At 72.4% G+C, this 23,405-nt stretch carries 22 protein-coding genes; 12 read left to right on the forward strand and 10 right to left on the reverse strand.

Annotated elements, in window-relative coordinates; genetic code table 11:
- Positions 1–4 precede the first annotated feature (4 nt).
- The 3 genes from AERO9AM_RS14705 to AERO9AM_RS14715 all read right to left on the reverse strand — a co-directional run bounded on the left by AERO9AM_RS14705 (position 5) and on the right by AERO9AM_RS14715 (position 3,045).
- Positions 5–1,006, reverse strand: a complete 1,002-nt coding sequence (locus AERO9AM_RS14705) for a 1,4-dihydroxy-2-naphthoate polyprenyltransferase (protein WP_442923264.1) — start codon at positions 1,004–1,006, stop codon at positions 5–7.
- Between the two features lie 210 nt (positions 1,007–1,216).
- Positions 1,217–2,545 (reverse strand): aminotransferase class I/II-fold pyridoxal phosphate-dependent enzyme, encoded by a 1,329-nt coding sequence (locus tag AERO9AM_RS14710; RefSeq protein WP_442923283.1) that lies wholly within the window; start codon positions 2,543–2,545, stop codon positions 1,217–1,219.
- Between the two features lie 44 nt (positions 2,546–2,589).
- Complete coding sequence (locus tag AERO9AM_RS14715; RefSeq protein WP_159576812.1) at positions 2,590–3,045, reverse strand: Lrp/AsnC family transcriptional regulator; 456 nt, start codon at positions 3,043–3,045, stop codon at positions 2,590–2,592.
- Between the two features lie 72 nt (positions 3,046–3,117).
- On the opposite strand from AERO9AM_RS14715, the gene AERO9AM_RS14720 reads away from it, so the two are divergent.
- Together AERO9AM_RS14720 and AERO9AM_RS14725 are read left to right on the forward strand one after the other, a co-directional pair.
- On the forward strand, positions 3,118–4,545 hold the full coding sequence (locus tag AERO9AM_RS14720; RefSeq protein WP_159576813.1) for a DUF6421 family protein: 1,428 nt from the start codon (positions 3,118–3,120) through the stop codon (positions 4,543–4,545).
- 137 nt (positions 4,546–4,682) lie between these two features.
- Positions 4,683–5,384, forward strand: a complete 702-nt coding sequence (locus AERO9AM_RS14725; protein ID WP_159576814.1) for an SDR family NAD(P)-dependent oxidoreductase — start codon at positions 4,683–4,685, stop codon at positions 5,382–5,384.
- A 4-nt stretch (positions 5,385–5,388) separates the two neighbouring features.
- On the opposite strand, the gene AERO9AM_RS14730 is transcribed toward AERO9AM_RS14725, so the two are convergent.
- Together AERO9AM_RS14730 and AERO9AM_RS14735 are read right to left on the reverse strand one after the other, a co-directional pair.
- Complete coding sequence (locus tag AERO9AM_RS14730; protein ID WP_159576815.1) at positions 5,389–6,075, reverse strand: TMEM175 family protein; 687 nt, start codon at positions 6,073–6,075, stop codon at positions 5,389–5,391.
- 75 nt (positions 6,076–6,150) lie between these two features.
- On the reverse strand, positions 6,151–7,587 hold the full coding sequence (locus tag AERO9AM_RS14735; RefSeq protein WP_159576816.1) for an MFS transporter: 1,437 nt from the start codon (positions 7,585–7,587) through the stop codon (positions 6,151–6,153).
- A gap of 123 nt (positions 7,588–7,710) precedes the next feature.
- Here AERO9AM_RS14735 and AERO9AM_RS14740 point away from each other — a divergent pair, with 123 nt between their 5' ends.
- Positions 7,711–8,778 carry a threonine aldolase family protein gene (locus AERO9AM_RS14740; RefSeq protein ID WP_159576817.1) on the forward strand — a complete coding sequence of 356 codons (1,068 nt, stop codon included), beginning with the start codon at positions 7,711–7,713 and terminating at the stop codon, positions 8,776–8,778.
- Between the two features lie 70 nt (positions 8,779–8,848).
- Here the strand turns inward: AERO9AM_RS14740 and AERO9AM_RS14745 are convergent, their stop codons facing one another.
- On the reverse strand, positions 8,849–9,475 hold the full coding sequence (locus AERO9AM_RS14745; protein WP_159576818.1) for an NUDIX hydrolase family protein: 627 nt from the start codon (positions 9,473–9,475) through the stop codon (positions 8,849–8,851).
- A gap of 119 nt (positions 9,476–9,594) precedes the next feature.
- Here AERO9AM_RS14745 and AERO9AM_RS14750 point away from each other — a divergent pair, with 119 nt between their 5' ends.
- The gene (locus tag AERO9AM_RS14750) at positions 9,595–10,272 is read left to right on the forward strand and encodes an alpha/beta hydrolase (protein WP_159576819.1); all 678 of its coding nucleotides are present in this window, start codon (positions 9,595–9,597) and stop codon (positions 10,270–10,272) included.
- On the opposite strand, the gene AERO9AM_RS14755 is transcribed toward AERO9AM_RS14750, so the two are convergent.
- Entirely contained in the window at positions 10,236–10,565 is a 330-nt protein-coding gene (locus AERO9AM_RS14755) for a hypothetical protein (RefSeq protein ID WP_159576820.1), read from the reverse strand. The two genes, AERO9AM_RS14750 and AERO9AM_RS14755, sit on opposite strands and share 37 nt — an antisense overlap.
- 349 nt (positions 10,566–10,914) lie before the next feature.
- Between AERO9AM_RS14755 and AERO9AM_RS14760 the strand changes: the two genes are divergently transcribed.
- The 3 genes from AERO9AM_RS14760 to AERO9AM_RS14770 all read left to right on the forward strand — a co-directional run bounded on the left by AERO9AM_RS14760 (position 10,915) and on the right by AERO9AM_RS14770 (position 13,605).
- The gene (locus AERO9AM_RS14760) at positions 10,915–12,621 is read left to right on the forward strand and encodes an ABC-F family ATP-binding cassette domain-containing protein (RefSeq protein WP_159576821.1); all 1,707 of its coding nucleotides are present in this window, start codon (positions 10,915–10,917) and stop codon (positions 12,619–12,621) included.
- Positions 12,622–12,742: 121 nt separating this feature from the next.
- Positions 12,743–13,384 (forward strand): NADPH-dependent F420 reductase, encoded by a 642-nt coding sequence (locus tag AERO9AM_RS14765; protein ID WP_159576822.1) that lies wholly within the window; start codon positions 12,743–12,745, stop codon positions 13,382–13,384.
- A 38-nt stretch (positions 13,385–13,422) separates the two neighbouring features.
- Positions 13,423–13,605 carry a PspC domain-containing protein gene (locus tag AERO9AM_RS14770; protein WP_159576823.1) on the forward strand — a complete coding sequence of 61 codons (183 nt, stop codon included), beginning with the start codon at positions 13,423–13,425 and terminating at the stop codon, positions 13,603–13,605.
- 50 nt (positions 13,606–13,655) lie between these two features.
- On the opposite strand, the gene AERO9AM_RS14775 is transcribed toward AERO9AM_RS14770, so the two are convergent.
- Positions 13,656–14,066 carry a DUF6157 family protein gene (locus AERO9AM_RS14775; RefSeq protein WP_159576824.1) on the reverse strand — a complete coding sequence of 137 codons (411 nt, stop codon included), beginning with the start codon at positions 14,064–14,066 and terminating at the stop codon, positions 13,656–13,658.
- Between the two features lie 118 nt (positions 14,067–14,184).
- Here AERO9AM_RS14775 and AERO9AM_RS14780 point away from each other — a divergent pair, with 118 nt between their 5' ends.
- The 3 genes from AERO9AM_RS14780 to AERO9AM_RS14790 are packed head-to-tail and all read left to right on the forward strand — an operon-like array spanning position 14,185 to position 20,619.
- Positions 14,185–19,047, forward strand: a complete 4,863-nt coding sequence (locus tag AERO9AM_RS14780; RefSeq protein ID WP_159576825.1) for an ATP-dependent helicase — start codon at positions 14,185–14,187, stop codon at positions 19,045–19,047.
- 38 nt (positions 19,048–19,085) lie between these two features.
- Positions 19,086–19,853, forward strand: coding sequence for an EI24 domain-containing protein (locus tag AERO9AM_RS14785; RefSeq protein WP_159576826.1), 768 nt, complete (start codon positions 19,086–19,088; stop codon positions 19,851–19,853).
- Complete coding sequence (locus AERO9AM_RS14790) at positions 19,846–20,619, forward strand: DNA-formamidopyrimidine glycosylase family protein (protein ID WP_159576827.1); 774 nt, start codon at positions 19,846–19,848, stop codon at positions 20,617–20,619. The genes AERO9AM_RS14785 and AERO9AM_RS14790 overlap by 8 nt, the downstream gene beginning before the upstream one ends.
- A gap of 102 nt (positions 20,620–20,721) precedes the next feature.
- Here the strand turns inward: AERO9AM_RS14790 and AERO9AM_RS14795 are convergent, their stop codons facing one another.
- The gene (locus tag AERO9AM_RS14795; RefSeq protein WP_159576828.1) at positions 20,722–21,129 is read right to left on the reverse strand and encodes a transferase; all 408 of its coding nucleotides are present in this window, start codon (positions 21,127–21,129) and stop codon (positions 20,722–20,724) included.
- A gap of 170 nt (positions 21,130–21,299) precedes the next feature.
- Positions 21,300–21,731, reverse strand: a complete 432-nt coding sequence (locus AERO9AM_RS14800; RefSeq protein WP_159576829.1) for a hypothetical protein — start codon at positions 21,729–21,731, stop codon at positions 21,300–21,302.
- Positions 21,732–21,816: 85 nt separating this feature from the next.
- Here AERO9AM_RS14800 and AERO9AM_RS14805 point away from each other — a divergent pair, with 85 nt between their 5' ends.
- A complete protein-coding gene (locus AERO9AM_RS14805) occupies positions 21,817–22,524 on the forward strand; it encodes a helix-turn-helix transcriptional regulator (protein WP_159576830.1) in 708 nt (235 codons plus the stop codon).
- 40 nt (positions 22,525–22,564) lie between these two features.
- Positions 22,565–23,389 carry a LysR family substrate-binding domain-containing protein gene (locus tag AERO9AM_RS14810; protein WP_159576831.1) on the forward strand — a complete coding sequence of 275 codons (825 nt, stop codon included), beginning with the start codon at positions 22,565–22,567 and terminating at the stop codon, positions 23,387–23,389.
- The last annotated feature ends 16 nt before the right edge of the window (positions 23,390–23,405 follow it).

A 23,405-nucleotide genomic window follows, 5' to 3' on the forward strand; every position in this document is an offset into this window, starting at 1 on the left:
CGGGTCACACGGCCGGCGTGATGAACGCCCAGAGCAGCGCGCCCGCGTACAGCAGCGTGCCGAGCGAGGTGAGCGCGAGCGCGATCACCAGCTCCATCGGCTTGCGGTACGCCCACACGATCACGAGTGCGGGCAGCACCGCGAGGAGGGCCAGCAGGCCGACCCACGCGACCGGGTAGAACAGCGCCAGCAGCACGAGCCCCAGGAACGGCAGGATCACGAACAGCGTGTAGAGGACCTGCGTGGCGCGGCGGCCGATCACGACGGTGAGGGTGCGCTTGCCGACGAGGCGGTCCTGGTCGATGTCGCGGAGGTTGTTGGCCAGCAGCACGGCGCACGCGAACAGGCCGACCGCGACGGCGCCGATCCACGCCTCCTGCGGCAGCTTCAGCGACTGCACCCACGTCGTGCCGAGCGTGGCGACCAGGCCGAAGAACACGAAGACGAAGACCTCGCCGAGCGCGTTGTAGCCGTACGGGCGCTTGCCCCCGGTGTAGAACCACGCCGCCACGATGCACACCGCGCCGACCGCGATCATCCACCACTGCTGCGTGCGGATCACGATGCCCAGGCCGGCGATCGCCGCCAGCGCGAAGAACGCGAGGCCGGTGTACAGCACGCTCTTGGCGCTCACCCGGCCCGAGGCGGTGAGCCGGGCGGGGCCGACCCGGTGCGCGTCGGTGCCGCGCACGCCGTCGCTGTAGTCGTTCGTGAAGTTGACCCCGATCTGCAGGCACACCGCGACAGCGAGGCAGGCGAGCGCGATCACCCAGTGGAACTGCGGATCGCCGAGGCGTGCCGCGCCGGTGCCGACGAGCACGGGCGCGACGGCGAGCGGCAGGGTGCGCGGGCGGGCGGCGCCGATCCAGGCCCCGAGCGTGACCGGGGGCAGCTGCTCCACCGGGCGCTTCGCCGGGTTGCCGGACTTTCCGCGCGTCGCCGGGCGCGCGGACGCGGTCTTCTTGCTCTTGCCGTTCTTGGTGCGGTTCGTGTTGCGGTTCGCCACGCCCGAATCCTAGCGGCGGCGGATATGGCCCTTCCCGAGCCGCGCGCCCGGATCCGGCGCATTCGGCGCTCGGGATCCGGCGCATTCGCACTCCCGCCCGCGAGACAGCAACTGAGCGACGAGACTGCAGCACCGTGTTGCCGTCTCGTCGCGTGGTTGCAGTCTCGCGGGTCAGGGATCCGGATCCAGGGATCCGGGTCCGCCGAGCCGTCAGCGGCGGCGGGCGTCGTCGATCGCGGCGCGCAGGTCGTCGGCGAGCGTGCGCAGCTCCGCGTCGTCGAGGGTGTGCGCGGTGAGCCGGATCTGCGGCGACGCCTCGTCCGGCTCGAGCAGGAAGCCGCCGCCTGTGCGCACCAGCCAGCCGCGGCGCATCATCGCCTCGGACACGGAGCGGGCGTCCACGCCGCACTCGACCCACACGTTGAGGCCGTCGTCGCCGCGCACCGTGATCCCGCGCTCCCGCAGCAGCGCGCGCAGGGCGTCGCCCCGCTCGGCGTAGTGGGCGCCCGCACGCTCCAGCGCCGCCGGGGTCTCCGGGTGATCGAGCATGCCGACCGCGACGCGCTGCAGGATCCGGCTCACCCAGGTCTTGCCCGGCGAGAGTCGGGTGCGCAGCTGCGCGGCGGTGTCGGCGTCGGAGGCGAGCAGCGCGAGCCGGAGGTCGGGCCCCAGGAACTTCGACATCGAGCGCACCAGCGCCCAGCGCGGATGCCCCTCCGGGATGACCGAGTGGTACGGCCGCCGCGACAGCAGGGAGTAGTGGTCGTCCTCGATGATCAGCACGTGCGGCGCTTCGGCGAACACCGCCCGGAGCTCTGCCGCACGTGCCGGGGTGAGGCTGATCCCGGTGGGGTTGTGCGCTCGGGGCGTGCAGACGACCGTGCGGGCGCCGGCGTCGATCGCGGCGCGCAGGCCGGCGACGGTCATGCCCTCGTCGTCGAGGGGGATCCCGACGGGCCGGTATCCGCCGAGGCGGACGACGTTGATGCTGGACAGGAAGCACGGATCCTCGAGGCCCACCACGTCGCCGTGCGCCAGGGAGGCGACGAGCAGCCGCTCGAGCGCGTCGACCGCCCCCGACGTCACCGACAGTTCGAAGGGGCGCCCCGGCTCCGCTTCCTCGAGCCAGGCCGTGGCCCAGGCCCGCAGGCCCTCGTCGATGAGGGCGTCGCCGTAGAGCGCCGGCGTGCGCAGGTCGACCTCGGCGAGCACGGGCAGCGGCAGCAGATCCGGATCCGGGTTACCGCTGCCGAGGTCGCGCAGCACGGTCTCCGCCGCGAACCCCTCCTCTTCGGTGCGCAGCGGTTCGGTGACCACGGTGCCGCCGCGGCCGCGGCTCTCCACGGCGCCGGCGCGGGCGAGCGCACGGTACGCCGCGGCGACCGTGTTGCGGTTCACACCGAGGCGGTCGGCGAGGCCGCGCACCGTGGGCAGGCTCTCCCCCGGCGCGAGCATGCCGGACGCGATCAGGGCGCGGATGGAATCGGCGATCTCGTGCGCCGTGCTGCCCTGGATCCTCGCTTCTGCCACGGCTCTCAGCCTATGGGCAGGTGCGGCGGAGAGGCCCGCGCCGGAAGCTCGGCTCAGGATGACGCAGCCGGCACGATCGGGCGGTGCTCGTAGAACGTCTGCAGCACCACGGTGGTGCGAGTGCTGACGTTCGCGGCGAGGCGGATGTCGCGGACGAGCTGCTCCAGCGCCCGCGGGGAGGCCACCCGCACGAACAGCATGTAGCTCGCGTCGCCGGCGATCGAGTGGCACGCCTCGATGGCGTCGAGGTGCTCGAGCAGCTCCGGTGCGTTGTCGGGCTGCGCGGGATCGAGCGGGGTGATCTCGATGAACGCGGACAGCGGCTTGCCCACGGCCTCCGCGTCGATCACGGGCCGGTAGCCGGTGATCGCGCCCCGCGACTCCAGGCGCTTCAGCCGCGACTGCACGGCGGACACCGACAGCCCCGCGGCCTCGGAGAGCTGCGCGAGCGTGGCGCGCCCGTCCTGGGAGAGGGCGGCGAGGATCGCGAGGTCGACAGGATCGTCCATGTCTGGAATAATACCTGAGACAAGGTCATTTCGCAGGAATATTTCCTGCCGTCCCCACGATCGGAGGTCCCGATGTCCCTCATCACCACCAGCAACGCTCTCATCGGCGAGCCCGAGGTCGTCGAGGACGCTTCGACCGCCGAGCAGTCCGCCGCCTGGAAGCTGCTCAAGGACGCCGCCATCGCGATGCGCCCGCTGCAGATCAAGGACGGATCCGTCCCGAACACCGACGACCACGACGCCGCCCGCGCCCATGTCGCCGCGATCATCGCCGGCATCCGCGCCCTGACTCCTGCGTTCCCCCACGACGCCGAGTACCTCGAGGCCTCGATCAAGGACTTCCAGCGCTGGGCCGACGAGGGCTTCGGCGTGCCCGACTTCCTCGACTCGCTCGTGGCGTTCCAGCCGCAGCAGCACCGCGTCGACGGGATCCGTCACCTCGTCGTGTTCCCGATGTACACCCAGAACGGCTCGAGCGACCGCCTCGTCGAGGCGCTCATCGTCGAGACCATCTGGCCCGAGTTCATCGCCGACCTGGAGGCGGGCGACTACGGCAACAAGCTGTTCGTGTCGCTGCGCCTGATCGACTTCACCCCCGGTTACGACACCAACTCGGCCGTGCTGTTCCCCGAGACGGTCGCGATGCGCGAGATCCCCTCGTTCACCTGGGGCGCCATCTTCCAGGACCGCGAGGCCGCGCGCTACCGCCGCGTCGTGCGCGCCGCGAGCGAGATCACGAACCTCGAGCTGCCCGAGCGCGCCGCCGCGATGCTCGACGACCAGGAGCTCGCCGAGAAGACGTTCGTGATGTGGGACATCATCCACGACCGCACCCACATGCGCGGCGACCTGCCGTTCGACCCGTTCATGATCAAGCAGCGGATGCCGTTCTTCCTGTACTCCCTCGAGGAGATGCGCTGCGACATGACCGCGTTCCGCGAGTCCGTGAAGATCGAGCGCGCCTTCGACGCCCGCATCGCGGCGGGCGAGCAGCTGACCGAGACCGAGCAGGAGATGCACGACTACGCGCACCTGGTGCAGTACGCCGTGATCTTCGATCGCATCTTCCGGTTCGCGATCACCGGCACCCGCGTGCGCAACTACGACGCCGTCGGCGGCCAGCTGCTGTTCGCGTGGCTGCACCAGCGCGGCGTGCTGCACTGGACCGACACCGCGCTCGCCTTCGACTGGGAGAACGTCCCGGACGCGGTCGTCGCGCTCGGCGACGCGATCGACGACCTGTACTGGCACTCGATCGACCGCCCGAAGACCGCGCACTGGCTCGCCGCGTACGACCTCGTGCGCAGCACGCTGACCCCGCACCCCGCGTCGAAGTGGGCCCGCGGTCTGTCGGACGAGATCCTCGCCGGCGCTCCGAAGGGCTACACCGACGCGGTGCTGGACGACGAGTTCCCGCTGTCGATGTTCTTCGAGACGCTCGACAAGAAGATGAAGCCGGTCATCGAGTCGACCGTGGGCATCCGCGGCACCGACGACTGACCTCCATCCCACCCACCCCACTTCCGCCGAGCCACCCCTTTTCGCGCGAGCCGCCCTTTTGTGCAGCGCCCGAAAGGGGGTGGCTCGCGCAAAAAGGGGTGGTTGGATGAGGGCACACGATGACTCAGGGAGACACCATGACCGTCGCAGGACGCACCGTCCTCCTCGCCGGGGCCACGAGCCCCTCGGGCCTCGTGATCGCCCGGGCCCTGTCGTCCGCCGGCGCGCGGGTGATCGCCGTCGGCCGCGATCAGGGCAAGCTCGATGCCCTCGCTGCCGCCGCGCGCCCGGCCGATCCCGCATCGGGAGACCGCGACGCCGGGTCGATCCGCATCGAGCGCTGCTCCCTGACGAACGAGGCCGAGGTCGCCGCCCTCGCCGACCGGCTCGCGGCCGACGGCGTACGGGTGGACGGGCTGGTCCCGCTCGTCGGCGGATGGCGCGGTGGAGGCGGACTCGCCGGCCAGACCGAGGAGGACTACCGCGCACTCGAGCAGGCGTTCACGGCCGTGCGGGTGACGAGCCGCGCCTTCGACGCCGACCTGCGCGCCTCCGACGCCGGCCGGTTCGCGATCCTCTCCTCGACCGCCGTCGCCCGGCCGCTCGCCGGCGGGGCGAACTACGCCGCCGTGAAGGCCGCGAGCGAGGCGTGGACCCGCGCGGTCGCCCAGGGGTTCGCCAAGGCCGCACGGGACGCCGGGGAGCCCCTGCGCGCCGCCGCCGTGGTGCTCCGCGTGCGCAGCCTGGACGACGTGATCGACGCCGTCGCCGCGCGCATCCTCGCGCTGTGGGACGAGGACGCGACCGAGCTGAACGACCGCATCGTCGACGTGGCCTGAGCCGTCACCGGGCTCTCGCGTGCCCCGCGTGCTGACGCTCGCGCCACGCGCGTGCGATGAGCGCCTGCGCGGGACCGGAGAGCAGCAGCAGGAACATCGCCGCGTAGCCGACGTCCGGCAACAGCACGGCGACCACGAGCGCGACGGCGAACAGCGTGCTCATCACCACCTCCGCGATGATGCCGCGACGCAGCGACGCCGACGGGATCCGATGCAGGTCGGGATGACGGCGCAGGTAGAGCCGCGTCACGAGCATGAGCAGCGAGGAGAGCAGCAGGGCGCCGATGTAGAGCACCTTCTGCGTCGCGTCGTTGTCCATCGATCCGAGCATGGCCGTGGCGACCGGCAGCCACACGATCGTGAACATCCAGCCCACCTGCAGCCAGACGAGCAGCGTGGTCACCTTCTCGACGCGATCGAACACACGGTGATGGTTCATCCAGAAGACCGCGATGATGAGGAAGCTCAGCCCGAAGCTGAACAGCTGGCCGCCCTCTTGCTGCACGTAGTCGAGCGCGCCCTTGTGCTCGCGGGCGAACTCCGCCACGTTCTCCAGCAGCGGCAGGATCAGCAGGGTCATCGCGATCGCGACCACCGCATCCACGAACGCCTTCAGCCGCTCGGCGGACAAAGGCGGCCTGTCCGGACGGGCGGCGATCGGGGGCTGCGGATCCTCGGCGGGCTGGCTCACTCCCGAATGCTCGCGTACCTGCCCGACCGGGTCAAGCGCACTCGCCTGGTTCGCGGGCGCGCAACGCCGTCTCCGTCAGCCGCGCTCATCGGCGTCTTCCCGTGCGGGCGGCTCGACCTCCGCCCGGCCGCCGCGCGCCGAGATCGGGTCCACCGCGATCGCCGTGTCGTCCGGTGACTCCTCGCCGGGGAGCACCTGCGCCGGCGCCTCGGCGTACAGCGTCGTGAGCCGGCGGTACGACCGGGTGAGGAACGCGAGACCGGCCGCGATGACCATGACGATCCCGGCCCACAGGCAGATGAGGGCGATGCCGCGCGCTTCGCCCTCGCCCAGCAGCCACCCCCACTGCCCGCGCCCGGCGTCGCTGTTCATGTACGGGATGATCAGGAACTGGGCCAGCGGGGCGATGAGGAAGGCCGTGACGGGTGCGGCCGCCGCTTCCATGGCCGCCGCGACCCCGAACACGCGCCCCTGCCGCTCGAACGGCACGACCTTCTGGATCACGGTCTGCTCCGCCGCCTCGACGGGCGGCACCAGGGCCATGTAGACCCACATCCCCACCACGAAGAGCGGCCACCACTCCCGGAGCATGAAGACCGCGCCGAGCACCCCCATCGCCATGACGAGCAGCAGCAGGGTGCGCATCGGCTTCGCGCCCAGGCCGAACTTCGCCACCAGCGCCCCGCCGATGAGGAACCCGGTCGACGCGAAGGCGAGGGCGAAGCCCCACATCTGCGCGTCGAAGAGCGTCAGGCCATAAGGATCCATGAGCGCCATGTAGACGCCGCCGATGAGGTTGTTGAACGTCGAGAAGATGATGAGCGCGAACAGCCCCGGCGCCTGCCGGATGGCCTGGGCGCTGCCGCGGAGGTCGAGGGCGCTCGGCGCGTCGGGATCCGGCTGCGGGCGCTCCTCCGGGATGCGCAGGAACAGCAGGTGAACGAGGGTGAGCAGCATCGCCGCGATCGCGATCACCAGGGTCCAGCCCATGCCGAGGAAGCCGATCGACAGCCCGGAGAACACGCTCGTGACGAGGAATGCGATGCCCTGCACCGTGCCGACGAGGCCGTTCGCGTTGGCGTGCTTCTCCTCCGGCACGAGCAGCGTGACCGTCGTCGACAGCGCGATGTTGCGGAGCTGCTCGATCACTCCGCCGAACAGGATCACGGCGGAGAAGAGCCAGAACCACGGCCCGCCCAGGTCCAGCAGCGACGACTCGGGACGGGCGAGGTAGAGCGCGCCGGCGACGAGGAACGCCGCGGCCGACACCACGCTCGACAGCAGCATGACCGTGTGCTTGCGGTGCCGGTCGACGATGGTCCCGAAGGCCATCGCGAAGAACGCGATGAAGAGCATGTACGCACCGCCGATGACGCCGGTGGCCAGCACCGACCGCGTCTCGATGTAGACCCAGAAGGTGAGCGCGAACCAGAGGAAGCTCGTCGTCACGTTGGCGATCAGCGTGTTGACGAGCACTCCCGCGAATGCCCGTGAGGCCACGGTGCTCTTCATGGTTCGAGGGTAGGACGGGGCACCGACATCCGTCACCCTGTCCGCGATGACGGGCGACAGACGGGGCGCCGCACGAGCGGGACGCGGCACGGCCGGCCGCACGCCGCCGAATAGACTTGATCGGTGAACATCGAGCACGACCCCGCGATCCGGGGCTTCGCATCCGACAACTACTCCGGCATCCACCCCGAGGTGCTCGCGGCGATCACGGCGGCCAACGGCGGCCACCAGATCGCGTACGGCGAGGATCGGTACACCGAGCGTCTGCAGGAGGTGTTCCAGCAGCACTTCGGCGAGGGCGTCGAGGCCTACCCGGTGTTCAACGGCACCGGTGCGAACGTCACCGGCCTGCAGGCGATGCTGCCGCGCTGGGGTGCAGTGATCGCGGCCTCCACCGCGCACATCAACGTCGACGAGGGCGGCGCTCCGGAGCGCATCGGCGGGTTCAAGATCCTGTCGGTGCCCACCGAGGACGGCAAGCTCACTCCCGAGCTCGTGGATCGCGAGGCGTGGGGCTGGGGCGACGAGCACCGCGCCCAGCCGCTGGTGGTCTCGATCACCCAGTCGACCGAGGTCGGCACCCTCTACACGGCCGACGAGATCCGGGCGCTCGCCGATCACGCGCACGAGCGCGGCATGAAGCTGCACCTCGACGGCGCGCGCCTGTCCAACGCGGCGGCGGCGCTCGACCTGCCGCTGCGCGCCTTCACCCGCGACGCGGGTGTCGACGTGCTGAGCTTCGGCGGCACCAAGAACGGCGCCATGCTCGGCGAGGCGATCGTGGTGTTGACGCCCGGGGCGGCGGACGGCCTCGTCTACTCCCGCAAGTTCAACATGCAGCTCGCCTCGAAGATGCGCTTCGTCTCGGCGCAGCTCATCGCGCTGCTCGAGGGCGACCTGTGGCTGCGCAACGCGCGGCACGCGAACGCCATGGCGCAGCGCCTGCGCTCGTCGCTCGAGGCCGGGATCGCCGACGGATCCATCCAGGGCGTCGGCTTCACGCAGCCGACCCAGTCGAACGGTGTCTTCGCGACGCTCCCCGACGGCGTCGCCGACCGCCTGCGCGAGACCTTCCGGTTCTACGACTGGGACGCGGCCCGCAACGAGGTGCGCTGGATGTGCGGCTTCGACACGGCCGAGGAGGACATCGACGCGCTCGTCGCCCTCGTCGCGCAGGAGACGAGCCGATAAGGCGGATCTGAGCGGATCCGGATCCCGACCGAGCGGATCCGGATCCCGAATGCGCGGTCCGGATCCGACCTCAGCGCAGGAGGCCCAGGTGGGCGAGCGCCTGCCGGATGAGCGTGCCGCGGCCGCCCTCCATCTCGGCGGCGAGCGCGTCGCTCGCGGCCTCCTCGGGGGTGAACCAGGTCACCTCCAGCGCGTCCTGGCGCGGCTCGCAGGTGCCCGTCACCGGCACGACGAACGCCAGCGAGACGGCGTGCTGGCGGTCATCGTGATAGGCGCTGACGCCGGGGAGCGGGAAGTACTCCGCCACCGTGAACGGCTGCGGGGACGGCGGCAGCATCGGGAACGCCATCGGTCCGAGGTCGTTCTCCAGGTGCCGGAACAGCGCGTCGCGCACGGTCTCGCCGTAGCGCACCCGGCCGGACACGATCGTGCGGGTGATCTCGCCGAGCGGCGTCGCGCGCAGCAGGATCCCGATGTCGGTGACCACGCCCGATCCGTCGGTGCGCACCGGCACCGCCTCGACGTAGAGCATCGGCAGCCGGCGGCGCGCCTGGGCGAGCTCGAAGTCGGTGAGCCAGCCGGGGTTCGCTCCGCCGGAGGCGCCGAGACCGCCGAACCCGGAGGGCAGCGCGCTCGACAGCGCGTCGGGGAGGCCGTCGTCGTCGGCCGGATCGGGGTCGGGTGTGCGTACCGCCATGGTCCTTTTCTATCAGCGTCTCCCGTGGACGACGATGTGGCCGCGCCCGTGGCCGCTCCGCCGCCACGGCCTCCAGGCCCGGCGACCGCGACGTCGGCGCCCTGGGGCAGGATGGATGCATGGCCGAACCGGTGGACATCGATCGCGAGGCGGTGCGCTGGGCGCGCCGCGACGAGGGGCTGCCGCTGCTCGTGCTGCTGCACGGCTACGGTTCCGATGAGCGCGACCTGTTCGCCCTCGTCCCGTTCCTGCCCGAGGGAGCCGCGGTCGCCTCGCTGCCCGCGCCACTGCCGGCGCCGTGGCCGATGCCGGGCCGCTCCTGGTACTCGATCGACGAGCTCGAGCGGCGGGATCCCGCTTCCGTGACCGCCGCTGCGGACGCCGTGCTGCGCTGGCTCGAGGCCGAGGCCGCGGCGGCACCGTCGATAGCCCTGCTCGGCTTCTCGCAGGGCGCCTCCGTGGCGTTGCAGGCGATGCGGCGGGCCCCGGAGCGCATCGCGGCGGTCGTGAACCTCAGCGGATACGCGGCGCCCGGCGATCTCGCCGGCGACGACGCGCTGCGCGAGCGCCGCACGCCCGTGTTCTGGGGGCGGGGCACGCACGACGACGTCATCCCGCCCGCACTCGTGGACCACACCGCGCAGTGGCTGCCCGATCACGCCGAGCTGACGGGGCGCGTGTACCCCGGACTCACGCACAGCGTCTCGGAGGACGAGCTGGGCGACGTGCGCCGGTTCCTCGACGGCTGGCTTGCCTCGGTTCAGGCGCCGGCGTCGCGGGAGTCCGTGGACGGCTGATCCGGCTCCGCGTCGGAGACGGCATCCCGGCGCGCATCTTCGCCGCCGTGCCCCGTTGCCGCTTCCGGTCCGTCCTCGGCGCGGCGGCGCTGCTCGTCGCGCTGCAACCGCGTACCCGCCCACGTGAACAGCACCATCACGGCCGCACCGAACACGAGGCCGAGGGCCAGCCCCGTCCCCATGTTGTGCAGTGCGACGCCGAGCGCCACCCCCACACCCATGCCGATCGCGAGGCCCACGCCGAGCCCGATCCGGCGCATCGTCTCGCCGGATCCCGGCCGCTGCTCCACCACGGATCCAGGCTAGATCCACCGTCGGTCGCCGGCATCCCCCGCACGACGGATCCCGCCCGGCGCACCCTCGTGCCGCCGCCCGGCGGTCCGCGACACGCCCGGGTTGCGTCCGCGCCATCGTGCCGGTATCGTCGTCCGGGTCCTGTCCGCCGTGTAAGGAAGTCCCTTGATCTGAGTCGTCGCCTCCGCGTTCCATCCACGCGCTGATCCGACGCTCCTTCCTGCCCCTCGCTTGCTGCGGCACAGGCATCTCCGATCCGAGAGATCGTCCCCTTCGTGACGACCCGCCTACGGCGGCTCCCGGACGGATCCGGCATCAGCGCACCCGAACACTTCCGGGAGTCGCCCCATGTCATCACCGATTCTGTCTTCCGCGGTCGTGCTCGACCGCGTCACCTTCCGCTGGCCCGACGGATCCACCGCGCTCGATGCGGTCTCCGGCGCGTTCGGCACCGGCCGCACCGGCCTCGTCGGACGCAACGGGTCCGGCAAGTCGACGCTGCTCCGGCTCATCGCCGGCGAGCTCGCCCCGACGTCCGGACGCATCACCGCGACCGGCGACGTGGCGTACCTGCCGCAGCGCCTCACCCTCGACACGCACGCCCGCGTGGCCGAACTGCTCGGCGTGGCCCGCGCCCTCGACGCGGTGCGCGCGATCGCGGCCGGCGACGTCGACCCCGCCCGGTTCGACGAGGTCGGCGACGACTGGGACGTCGAGGCGCGCGCCGAGGCGGCGCTGGCCGAGGCGGGGCTGGATCCGTCGTTCCTCGACCGCACCGTCGGCGAGCTGTCCGGCGGCGAGGCGGTGCTCGTCGCGATCGCGGGCATCCGTGCGCGCCGGGCGCCGATCACCCTCCTGGACGAGCCCACCAACAACCTCGACCGGGACGCCCGCGCGCGACTCGGCGAGATGGTGCGCTCCTGGCGCGGCACGCTCGTCGTGGTCAGCCACGACGTGACCCTGCTGGAGCTGATGGACGACACCGCAGAGCTGTACGAGCACGAGCTCAGCGTGTTCGGCGGGCCCTACTCCGCCTGGCGCGCCTGGCTGGACGCCGAGCAGGATGCGGCCCGGCAGGCGGAGCGCGACGCCAAGCAGGCCTTCAAGAAGGAGAAGCGTCAGCGCATCGAGGCCGAGCTGAAGCTCGCGACCCGGTCGCAGATGGCGAAGAAGGCGTACGAGCAGAAGCGTGAGCCGAAGATCGTCATGAACGGCCGGAAGATGGCCGCGCAGGTCTCCGCGGGAAAGCTCCGCACCGAGGTCGCCGAGAAGGAGGGCACGGCCCGCGCCGCGCTCGATGAGGCCGGCCGGAGGGTGCGGGACGACGCCACGATGAAGATCGAGCTGCCGGATCCGGGGGTCTCGCGGAGCCGGCGCATCGCGACGATCGGCGACGCGGAGCGCTCCTGGACCATCCAGGGTCCGGAGCGGATCGCCCTGATCGGCCGCAACGGCGTGGGCAAGACGACGCTGCTGCGGCGGCTCGTCGACGATGCCCGAGCCGACGCGACCGAATCGCCTGCGGAGCCGCCCGCGGATCCGTTCTCGGGATCGATCGCCGGTTGGACGGACGGCGGCTCCGATCTCCGCGGATCCGAAGAATCCATCCTGAGAACCGTCGCGCACACCGACCGCATCGGGTATCTGCCGCAGCGGATCGACGGTCTGGATGAGAGCGCCACCGTCGTGCAGAACGTCGCGGCGCGCGCCCCGGAGATCCCGGAGAAGGAGCTTCGCAACCGCCTCGCCCGGTTCCTCATCCGCGGCGCGGCGATGGACCGGCCGGTCGGCGCCCTGTCGGGCGGGGAGCGGTTCCGGGTCGCGCTGGCGGCACTGCTGCTGGCCGATCCCGCCCCGCACCTCGTGGTGCTCGACGAGCCGACCAACAACCTCGACCTCGACACGGTCGACCAGGTGGTGCAGGCGCTGCGCGCGTATCGCGGGGCCGTCCTCGTGGTGAGCCACGACGACGCGTTCCTGCGCCGGCTGGAGCTGGATCTCGCGCTCGAGCTCGGGCCGGACGGCCTGCTCACCGAAGTCGACCTCGGCTCCTGATCCGGGGTTTCCGCCGAGACGCTCGCCCGGCCGATCCGCCTCCGGACCGGCCGGGCGCGCTGCGTCGCGCGACTGCGGCGCGTCGGGAATGCCGGCGCGGGAGGCTGCTGTTGCGCACGTCATGACAACCATCGGAATCATCGGAGCAGGACACATCGGCAGCGCCCTCGCGGAGGCGTTCGCAGGACTCGGCTACGACGTCGTGATCGCGAACTCCCGAGGTCCGGAGACGCTCGCCGACCTCGTGGCGCGACTCGGACCGCGGGTGACCGCGTCCACCGCGACCGGGGCGGCTGAGGCCGCGGACGTCGCCGTCGTCACGGTTCCGCTCAAGGCCCTCAAGGACATCCCGGTGGCCCCGCTCGCCGGGAAGGTCGTGCTCGACACGAACAACTACTACTTCGAGCGGGACGGTCGCATCGACGCGCTCGATCGCGGCGAGACCACCACGTCGCAGCTGCTGCAGGAGCACCTGCCCGAGTCGACGGTCGTGAAGGCGTTCAACCAGATCAGGGCCGGAGAGATCCTGACGACGGGCTCGCCGGCGGGCACGCCGGATCGACGCGCCCTCGGCACGGCGAGCGACGACGACGAGGCGATCGCGTTCGTGACCGACCTCTACGACCGGCTGGGGTTCGACACCGTGAGCGCGGGCCCTCTGAGCGAGTCGTGGCGCCTCGAGCGCGACCGTCCCGCCTACGTCACCCGGCAGAACGCCGAGGAGCTGCGCGCCAACCTCGCCATCGCCAACCGCCTGCCCTGATCCAGGCGTCGTCCAGGAGGCGGGGGCAGGATGAAGCCATGAGCGACCTCGTCCGCCCCCGCAAGGGCCGTTTCATCGCCGGCGTCTGCGCCGGCCTCGCGCGCCGCTTCGGCATGCCCGTCGCGCTCGTCCGGATCATCGCGATCATCGCGATGGTGTTCGCCGGGCTCCCGCTGTGGGTCTACCTCGTTCTCTGGATCATCATCCCGAACGAGCGCTGACGCGTCCGCGTCCGGCGCCGCGGGTCGTCGCCCGCTCGCCGCCCGCTCTCTCAGCCCCGCTTCGATCGCATCGCACGCGTGTGCCCGAGGGCGGGGTCGGCGGCGAGCAGCGCGTACTCCTCCGACTCCCGGGGCACGAGGGCGACGCGCCCTTCGGCATCGCTGAGCACGCCCCAGCCGTAGCGCTTGCCGAGCGGCGAGGAGCGCAGGCAGGCCTGGCCCTTGGAGAAGAACCGCTTCCGCGCGTCGGGATCGGCCGGGTCCGTGTCGTGCCGCAGCGCCCAGGTGGTGAAGACGACGTCGTCGGAGGTCAGCTCGAACGGGTGCTCCGCGATCAGGCGGTAGTGCAGCGCGGCGATCGTGGGTGTCCCGCCGGCGGGCGGCTCCTCGGCGTGGTCCGTGGGGCAGTCCTCCGCCACCTCGATGAACGTGCTCGCGTAGTTCGTCGTGTGATCGGCCATGCCCCCATGCTCGCACCGCGCGCCGACGCCGGGCTTGGAGATCCGCGACAGCGCACCGCACGTTGCGCCGTAGGCGGATCCCGACCCGGATGTCGGCGGCAGCGGCGAAGATGGACGGATGAGCGATACGGCGACCGGGGCGCGGCACGATGTGCTCGACCGGTTCACGCCCGCGACCCAGGACTGGTTCCGCGGGGCGTTCACCGCGCCCACCGCGGCGCAGGCGGGTGCGTGGGAGGCCATCTCCGGCGGGAAGCACGCGCTCGTCGTCGCGCCGACCGGATCCGGCAAGACCCTGTCGGCGTTCCTGTGGGCGATCGACCGGGTGTTCCGGGAACGCACGGCGGAGGCTGCCGGATCCGAAGCCGGCTCCCCCGGCACGGCGTCCGCCGGATCGAGAGGCCGGAAGAAGGCCGTGCCGGAGCGCCCCGGCCGCACCCGGATCCTCTACATCTCACCCCTCAAGGCCCTCGGCGTCGATGTGGAGCGCAACCTGCGCTCCCCTCTCATCGGGATCGGCCAGTCCGCGCGCCGGCTGGGCCAGCCCGCCCCGGCGGTGACCGTGGGCGTGCGCTCGGGCGACACGACCTCGTCCGACCGGCGCAAGCTCGTCACGGATCCGCCCGACATCCTCATCACGACGCCCGAGTCGCTGTACCTCATGCTCACGAGCCGCGCCGGCGACACCCTGCGCGACGTGCACACCGTCATCATCGACGAGGTGCACGCGGTCGCGGCGACCAAGCGCGGCGCCCACCTCGCCGTGAGCCTGGAACGGCTCGACCAGCTGCGACGCGCCGCGGGGCACGACACCCCGGTGCAGCGCATCGGACTGTCGGCGACAGTGCGGCCGATCGACGAGGTCGCGCGGTTCCTCGGCGGCGCGCAGCCGGTGGAGATCGTGGCGCCGCCCGCATCGAAGACCTTCGACCTGCAGGTGGTGGTGCCCATCGAGGACATGCTGAATCCGCCGCCCCCACCCGGCACCGACGAGACGCCGAGGCCGCCCGGCGCGGAGCGGATCGATCAGACGACCGGCGGCGCCGACGCGTTCGGTGAGAACACCGAGATGACGGGATCCGTCTGGCCGCATGTGGAAGAGGCGATCGTCGACCGGATCCTGCAGAACCGCTCGACGATCGTGTTCGCCAACTCCCGGCGGCTGGCGGAGCGACTCACCGGACGGCTCAACGAGATCTACAGCGAGCGGATCGGCCTCGACCGTCCTGCGGCCGCCCTTCGACAGGCTCAGGGGCCGCCCGCGGCGATGATGGCGCAGGCCGGGTCGACGGCGGGTGCGGGCCCGGTGCTCGCCAAGGCGCACCACGGCTCCGTCTCCAAGGAGCAGCGCGCGATCGTCGAGGAGGAGTTGAAGTCGGGCGTGCTGCGCTGCGTCGTGGCGACGAGCAGCCTCGAGCTCGGCATCGACATGGGGGCGGTCGACCTGGTCATCCAGGTGGAGGCGCCGCCCTCCGCCGCATCCGGCCTGCAGCGCGTGGGGCGCGCCGGGCACCAGGTCGGCGAGATCAGCCGCGCCTCGCTCTTCCCGAAGCACCGCGGCGACGTGCTGCACACCGCGATCGTGACCGAGCGCATGCTCGCCGGTCAGATCGAGGCGATCAGCGTGCCGCGCAATCCGCTCGACATCCTCGCGCAGCAGACAGTCGCCGCCTGCGCGCTGGATCCCCTCGACGTCGAGCAGTGGTTCGACACCGTGCGCCGCAGCGCGCCGTTCGCGTCGCTCCCCCGATCGGCTTACGAGGCGACGCTCGACCTCCTCGCCGGCCGCTTCCCCTCGGACGAGTTCGCCGAGCTGCGCCCGCGCCTGGTGTGGGACCGCGACGCGGGCACCCTGACCGGGCGGCCCGGCGCGCAGCGCATCGCCGTCACGAGCGGCGGCACCATCCCCGACCGCGGACTGTTCGGCGTGTTCGTGGCCGGCGAGACCACGGGCGCCCGTGTCGGCGAGCTCGACGAGGAGATGGTGTACGAGTCCCGCGTGGGCGACGTGTTCACGCTCGGCACGACGAGCTGGCGGATCGCCGAGATCACCCACGACCGCGTCAACGTGATCCCCGCGTTCGGGCAGCCCGGCAAGGTGCCGTTCTGGCACGGCGACGGGCTGGGCCGTCCCTTCGAGCTCGGCGAGGCGCTCGGCGCGTTCAACCGGGAGGTGCACGGCGCCCCGGAGCCCCAGGCTCGGGAACGGCTCGCCGCCGCGGGACTCGACGCGCTCGCCCAGGACAACCTCCTGGCGCATCTGAATGAGCAGAAGGCCTCCACCGGCACCCTGCCGACGGACCGCACGCTCACCGTGGAGCGCAGTCGCGACGAGATCGGCGACTGGCGGGTGATCCTGCACTCGCCCTTCGGGCAGACCGTACACGCGCCGTGGGCCCTCGCCGTGAACGCGCGCATCCGCGAGCGCCTCGGCGTGGAGGGATCCGCGGTCGCGAGCGACGACGGCATCATCGTGCGGGTGCCGGACGCCGACGCGGAGCCGCCCGGCGCCGAGCTGTTCGTCTTCGACCCCGACGAGCTGGAGCGGATCGTCACCGACGAGGTCGGCGGATCCGCCCTGTTCGCCTCGCGGTTCCGCGAATGCGCCGCCCGCGCGCTGCTCATGCCGCGGATGAATCCGAACCGGCGCACGCCGCTCTGGCAGCAGCGACAGCGCTCGGCCCAGCTGCTCGAGGTCGCGCGCAAGCACCCGACGTTCCCGATCATCCTGGAGACCCTGCGCGAGGTGCTGCAGGACGTCTACGACCTGCCGGCGCTGCGGCGCCTGATCACCGGGATCGCGGAACGGCGGATCCGGCTCGTCGAGGTGCAGACCGCGCAGCCGTCGCCGTTCGCCCGCGATCTGCTGTTCGGCTACGTGGGCGCGTTCATGTACGAGGGCGATTCCCCGCTCGCCGAGCGCCGGGCCGCCGCCCTGTCGGTCGACCCCGCGCTGCTCGGCGAGCTCCTCGGCACGGTCGAGCTGCGGGAGCTGCTGGATCCGGACGTCATCGCGCAGTTCGAGCGCGAGGCGCAGCGGCTGGATCCGGCCCGCCGCGCCCGGGGCGTGGAGGGCGTCGCGGATCTGCTGCGGATCCTCGGCCCGCTCGATGCGGCGGAGGTCGCGGCGCGGCTGGAGCCCGAGTCGGACGCGGAGTCGGGCCGGTCCCTGAGCGAGGAGCGCAGCGACGAGACGAAGGGCGCTTCGACAGGCTCAGCGACCGACGCTGTGGCCGCGGCGCACCTCGCGACGCTCGTCGAGGCCCGCCGCGCGATCGAGGTCACGATCGGCGGGGCGCGCCGCGTCGCCGCGATCGAGGACGCCGGGCGCCTGCGCGACGCCCTCGGCGTGCCGCTGCCCGTGGGAATCCCGGTGGCGTTCCTGGAGCCGGTCGCGGATCCGCTCGGCGATCTCGTCGCCCGGCACGCGCGCACGCACGGTCCGTTCCTGGGATCGGCGGTGGCGGCACGGTTCGGACTCGGCACCGCCATCGTGCGACAGACGCTGCAGCGCCTCGAGGCCGACGGGCGCGTCACGAGCGGGTACTTCCTGCCGGATCCCGCGGCCGGCGTGACGGGAGCCCGCGCCTCCGCCACGTCCGCCGGTCCGGACGAGACGGAGTGGTGCGACACCGAGGTGCTGCGCCGGCTGCGGATGCGCTCCCTCGCCGCCATCCGGGGCAGCGTCGAGCCGGTGCCCCCGGCCGCGTTCGCGCGGTTCCTGCCGGAGTGGCAGCACGTGGCGCGTCCGCTCGAGGGCATCGACGGCGTCGCGACCGTGATCGAGCAGCTCGCCGGCGTGCCGATCCCCGCCAGCGCGTGGGAGTCGCTGATCCTGCCGCAGCGCGTGCGCGACTACGCCCCGGCGATGCTCGACGAGCTCACCAGCTCCGGCGAGGTGGTCTGGGCCGGCCACGGAGCGCTGCCGGGCCGCGACGGCTGGGTGTCGCTGCACCCCGCCGACCTCGCCCCGTTCACGGTGCCGTTCGCCGAGGACGCGCCCGAGGCGGGATCGCTGGAGGCGCAGCTCCTCGCGGCCCTCGCCTCCGGCGGGGCCTATTTCGCCGCGCAACTGCGGGAGACGGTCGGCGCGGAGAACGAGGCATCGGTGGTCGAGGCGCTGTGGAACCTCGCCTGGTCGGGGCACGTCACGAACGACACGTTCGCCCCGATCCGCGCGCTGCTGAGCGGCGGCAGCCAGGCGCACAAGGTGACGCGCCGCGCCCCGCGCGCCCGCACGTTCCGCGGGATGTCCCCGGCCCGCCCGGCCTCAGCGCCGCGCCCGCTGTCCGTCGGCGGCCGCTGGTCGCTGCTCCCGGAGGCGGAGACGGATCCGGCGCGGCGCGCCACGGTCTCGGCGGGACTGCTGCTCGACCGGTACGGCGTCGTCACCCGTGGATCTGTGCAGGCCGAGGGCGTGCCCGGCGGTTTCGCGCAGGCGTATCGTGTGCTGGCGGGCTTCGAAGAGGCCGGGCACTGCCGCCGCGGATACGTGATCGAGAAGCTGGGCGCGGCGCAGTTCGCCGCGTCGGCCACGATCGACCGGCTGCGCACGTTCGCCGGGCTCGCCGACCCGCCGCCGCGCATGGCGCGCACGCTCGCGGCCACCGATCCGGCGAACCCGTACGGCGCAGCCCTCGGCTGGCCCCGGATGGACGAGGTCTCGCACCGCCCCGGACGCAAGGCCGGCGCGCTCGTGGTGCTCGTGGACGGCGCCCTCGTGCTGTACCTGGAGCGGGGCGGCAAGACGGTGCTCGCGTTCTCGGGCGACGAGGAGGAGCTGCGCGCCGCGACGGCCGACCTCGCCGCGACCGCGAAGGCGCGACGCCTGGAGACCCTCACCGTGGAGAAGGTGAACGGCACCAGCCTGTACGACCGCGGCGCCGACGGATCGGGGCTCGGCCCCCGGCTCGGCGGGCTGCTCCAGGAGGCGGGCTTTGTGGCGACGCCGCGGGGATACACCCTGCGCAAGGCGCTGTGACGGCGCCCGACCGCGGCGCCCGCGCTTACCCTGGTGGCATGATCCGCGAGTTCGCCGCCGGCGTCGGCACCCTGCTGCGCGGGTTCGCGCTGTGGCGCACGCGCCCTGGGCTGCTCGCATGGGGCCTCATCCCCGCGGTGATCAGCTTCCTCCTGCTGGCCGCGCTCCTGATCCCCCTCGCATTCTCGCTCGGCGCGATCACCGCCTGGATGACGCCGTTCGCCGACGGCTGGGTCTCCGGCTGGCGCGACGCCCTGCGCATAGCGCTCGGCATCGTGCTGTTCGTGGCCGGTGCCGTGCTGTCGGCGCTCGTCTTCACCGCTCTGACCCTGACGATCGGGGATCCGTTCTACCAGCGCATCTGGCGCGAGGTCGAGCGCAGCCTGGGAGGGCCCGAGCCCACGGGCGAGACCGGGTTCTGGGCGACAGTCGGCGAGGGGCTGCGCCTCGTGGTGCTCGGCGCGCTGATCGCGCTGCTGACCCTGGTGCTGGGTCTCATCCCGGTCGTGGGCGGAGTGCTCGCGACCGTCGTCGGGGTGCTGCTCTCCGGACGCCTGCTCGCGCGGGAGCTCACGGGCCGCGCCTTCGACGCCCGCGGCCTGAGCCGCCACGACCGCGCCCGGCTGCTCGCCTCCGGACGGGCGCGAGTGCTCGGCTTCGGCGTCGCCACACAGCTGTGCTTCATGGTGCCGCTCGGCGCGGTCATCACGATGCCCGCCGCCGTCGCAGGATCCACGATGCTTGCCCGCGCCCTGACCGAGCGCGCGGCGGTCGGGAGCACGACCCCGGCGGCGCCCGGTGCCTGAGGGCGACACCGTCTACCGCGTGGCGCACCGCCTCGACCGGGCGCTGCGCGGCGGCGAGGTGACGCGTTTCGACCTGCGGGTGCCCGATCTGGCGAACGCCGACCTGACCGGATCCGTCGTGCACGCCGTGATTCCGCGCGGCAAGCACATCCTCATGCGCATCGGCGGCTGGACGCTCCGGTCACACCTGCGCATGGACGGCGCCTGGCACCTGTACCGGCCCGGCGAGCGCTGGCGGGCGCCCGCGCACACCGCCCGCGCGATCGTCGGCACGGCCGCGGTGGAAGCCGTCGGCTTCGAGGTCTCGATGCTGGCGCTCGTGCCGACGGCCGAGGAGGCGACCCTGGTCTCGCACCTCGGACCGGATCCGCTCAGCGATGACTGGGATCCGGCGGAGGCGGCACGCCGGTTGGAGGCGGACCCGCGGCCGATCCACGTGGCGCTGCTGGATCAGCGCAACGTAGCCGGGTTCGGCAACGAGTACGCCGCCGAGCTGCTGTTCCTGCGTGGCGTGCTGCCGACGCGCCCTGCCACGGAGGTGGACGCGGCGGCGCTCCTCGATCTCGGGGCGCGCACGATCCGCGCCAACCGGAACCGGGTCGACCGCACGTTCACCGGGGTCGCGCTGCGCGGCCGCACCACCTGGGTCTACGGAAGAGCCCGCCGCCCCTGCCGCCGCTGCGGCGCTCTCATCCTGACGGGCGAGCTGGGCGCCGACCCCACCGAGGAGCGCCGCACGTTCTGGTGCCCGAACTGCCAGCGCTGACCGCGCGGTGGTGCGGGCGCTGAGTTCACGGCGCCGGATACGCGAAGACGCGCACCTCCGCAGAGATGCGCGTCTTCGGTGCGGCCTCGATGGCCGCGGCGTTCAGGCCGCCAGCCAGAGGCCCTTGCGGTCGGTGTCCAGATTCATGCCGGCGGCGACGGTCTCGTCGTCGCCGATCTTGGCGCCCCGCGCGATGTGCGCGCCGGTGCCGACCTCGGTGCGCACGCCGATGGTGGCGCCGTCTCCGATCACGGCCCCCTGCCCGATGTGGGCATGGGCCTCGATCCGGGCGTTCACGCCCACGATCGCCTCGGGCTCGATCCAGGCGCCGCGCGCGACGTACGCGCCGGCCCCGACCTTCGCCCCCGGTTCGACGTAGGCACCGGCTTCCACGACCGCCTGCGGGTGCACCTTGGCACCGTGCGCGATCAGCCCGCGGCCATTGGCGTGCTTGCGGTAGCGCAGCGTGCCGCCGTGGCCGTCCTCGATGTCGACGTAGTTCTTACCCACGAAAACCTCCCGTGCCCGGGACTTTCCCCGGATACATCTGCAACCTCGGCCGGGCCGGATCTATTCCCGCGCACGCATTTCGCGCGTGTCGGTCCTCCGTGGCACCCCGCGACGGCGCGCACCCCCGAGATGCACGCCGTCGCAGTCCCCAGCTCCTGCGGGGCCGCCGCTCAGCGCCAGCGCCCACCGCGCTGCGCCGCCGCGAGGCTGGAGAGGGCGAGCGCGCCCACCAGCAGCCCGAAGTCGCGCAGCGCGATGTCGAGGAAGCCGCCCGCGGTCACCAGGCTCACGATGATGCCGAGCAGCCACGCGGCGACCACGTAGCCGCCGATCCGTGGCAGGAAGGCGACCAAGATCCCCGCGACGATCTCGACAGCGCCCACGATGTACATGAAAGTGTGCGCATCCAGGCCGATCATGCCGTTGATCCACGGGGCGAGATACACCTCCCAGTCCGGCTTGAGGATGCGGACGAACTTGTCGAGACCGAAGAGGATCGGCGCGACGGTGAAGACGGTGCGCAGCAGGAGGAAGGCCTGCCGGTTTCCGTCCTGCAGCAGCGGCGAACGCGCCGCGGTTCTGGTCTGGGCCGAGGTGGTCATGACAGCTCCCTTCTAAAAGGTGATAGATCACAAATTAGAACCATCAGTCTCTAAAATCAAGGGAATCTTCAGTTAGAGTGAGCACATGAGCATCTCGGAGCAGGCCGCGGGGATCGGGGCCCTGGCGGACCCCACCCGGCGGGCGCTGTACGAGCACGTCATCGCACAGCCGGACGCCGTCACGCGGGAGAGCGCCGCCGACTCCGTGGGCGTGGCAGCGCACGTCGCGCGCTTCCAACTCGACCGCCTCGTCGAGCTCGGCCTGCTCGACGTGGAGTTCCGCCGCCTGACCGGCCGTACCGGCCCCGGCGCCGGGCGCCCGTCGAAGCTCTACCGGCGCGCGGAGCAGACCATCGCGGTCTCCCTTCCGCCGCGGCGCTTCGACCTGGCCGGGCACCTGCTCGCGCGCGCGATCGAGCACGCTTCCGACGACGTGCCGATCGACGCGGCGCTCCGCGAGGTCGCCCGCGACGAGGGCAGCGCGTACGGCGCACGGATCGCCGAGGGGGCAGGGCATGCCGACGCCGGTCCCGCCGACGCCTCGCACGAGTACGAGCGGATCCGGCCCGCCCTCGCCGATCAGGGCTACGAGCCGCGCTCGACCGAGGACGGGCTCGTGCTCGCGAACTGCCCGTTCCACGACCTCGCGCGCGGCCACACGGCGCTCATCTGCGGGATGAACCAGGCGTACGTCGCGGGGGTCGCCGAGGGCCTCGGATGCCGCCACCTCGACGCGCAACTGGACCCCGGCGCCGAACGGTGCTGCGTCGTGATCCGCGCCGCGGAGGCCTGAGCCGGTCGGTGCGGCGGGGCAGCGCCGGTACGCTGAACGCATGAGCAGGCGAGGCGCATCCGGCGGACGCAAGCCCGCGGTGCGCTCCGCCAAGGGCGGTGCGCGCAGCACCGCCAGCGGCAGGAACGCCGGCAAAGCCCAGAACGTCGGGAAGGCCGCGGCGAAGGGCGCCGGGAAGGCCGCGGCGAAGGGCGGGGGGAAGGGCGCGCCGCAGCGCGCGACGAAGAAGACCGAGAAGGTCGTCTTCGACGCTCCCGCCGCGCGGGCCGAGGAGCCGCGGGTCCTGCGCCTGGGCGCGGTGCCGGGCGCGACCCCGGGTCGCTGGATCGACGCGTGGAACGCCCGGATGCCGGACGTGACGCTCGAGCTCGTGCCGGTCCCGTTCAGCGCGCAGCGCACCGCCCTCACCGCGGGGAGCGTCGACCTCGCCCTGGTGCGGGATCCGTTCGACCGGGACGGCATGCACGCGATCGCGCTCTACGAGGAGCTGCCGGTCGTGATCGCCTCCGCCGAATCGCACCTGCTCGCCGCCGATGAGCTCTCCCCCGCCGACCTGGAGGGCGAGACCCTCCTGACGACCCGGGAGGACGTGCTCGGAGAGCTGGACCTTCCGGCCCAGGCGGCCGCGATCGGTCCGCTCGACACGGTCGAGGACGCGGTCGCGACGGTCGCCGCGGGTGTCGGCATCCTGGTCGCCCCGATGTCACTGGCCCGCCTGCATCACCGCAAGGACGTCGAATACCGGATCCTGCGCGATGCGCCGGTGTCCCCGGTGCTGCTGGCCTGGCCGCGCGACGCGACCACGCCCGACGTCGAGGCGTTCGTCGGCGTCGTCCGCGGCCGCACCGCGAACTCCTCCCGCTGATTCACAGCGTTTCGAA

The sequence above is a fragment of the Microbacterium sp. 8M genome (genome assembly GCF_902506375.1).
Classification (GTDB): Bacteria; Actinomycetota; Actinomycetes; order Actinomycetales; family Microbacteriaceae; genus Microbacterium.

Excerpts from the sequence above, each read along its gene's own strand:
- AERO9AM_RS14715 (WP_159576812.1), bottom strand. The coding sequence starts at position 3,045 with ATGGACGATCCTGTCGACCTCGCGATCCTCGCCGCCCTCTCCCAGGAC.
- AERO9AM_RS14720 (WP_159576813.1), top strand. The coding sequence starts at position 3,118 with ATGTCCCTCATCACCACCAGCAACGCTCTCATCGGCGAGCCCGAGGTC.
- AERO9AM_RS14725 (WP_159576814.1), top strand. The coding sequence starts at position 4,683 with ATGACCGTCGCAGGACGCACCGTCCTCCTCGCCGGGGCCACGAGCCCC.
- AERO9AM_RS14735 (WP_159576816.1), bottom strand. The coding sequence starts at position 7,587 with ATGAAGAGCACCGTGGCCTCACGGGCATTCGCGGGAGTGCTCGTCAAC.
- AERO9AM_RS14745 (WP_159576818.1), bottom strand. The coding sequence starts at position 9,475 with ATGGCGGTACGCACACCCGACCCCGATCCGGCCGACGACGACGGCCTC.
- AERO9AM_RS14750 (WP_159576819.1), top strand. The coding sequence starts at position 9,595 with ATGGCCGAACCGGTGGACATCGATCGCGAGGCGGTGCGCTGGGCGCGC.
- AERO9AM_RS14760 (WP_159576821.1), top strand. The coding sequence starts at position 10,915 with ATGTCATCACCGATTCTGTCTTCCGCGGTCGTGCTCGACCGCGTCACC.
- AERO9AM_RS14765 (WP_159576822.1), top strand. The coding sequence starts at position 12,743 with ATGACAACCATCGGAATCATCGGAGCAGGACACATCGGCAGCGCCCTC.
- AERO9AM_RS14770 (WP_159576823.1), top strand. The coding sequence starts at position 13,423 with ATGAGCGACCTCGTCCGCCCCCGCAAGGGCCGTTTCATCGCCGGCGTC.
- AERO9AM_RS14775 (WP_159576824.1), bottom strand. The coding sequence starts at position 14,066 with ATGGCCGATCACACGACGAACTACGCGAGCACGTTCATCGAGGTGGCG.
- AERO9AM_RS14780 (WP_159576825.1), top strand. The coding sequence starts at position 14,185 with ATGAGCGATACGGCGACCGGGGCGCGGCACGATGTGCTCGACCGGTTC.
- AERO9AM_RS14785 (WP_159576826.1), top strand. The coding sequence starts at position 19,086 with ATGATCCGCGAGTTCGCCGCCGGCGTCGGCACCCTGCTGCGCGGGTTC.
- AERO9AM_RS14800 (WP_159576829.1), bottom strand. The coding sequence starts at position 21,731 with ATGACCACCTCGGCCCAGACCAGAACCGCGGCGCGTTCGCCGCTGCTG.
- AERO9AM_RS14805 (WP_159576830.1), top strand. The coding sequence starts at position 21,817 with ATGAGCATCTCGGAGCAGGCCGCGGGGATCGGGGCCCTGGCGGACCCC.
- AERO9AM_RS14810 (WP_159576831.1), top strand. The coding sequence starts at position 22,565 with ATGAGCAGGCGAGGCGCATCCGGCGGACGCAAGCCCGCGGTGCGCTCC.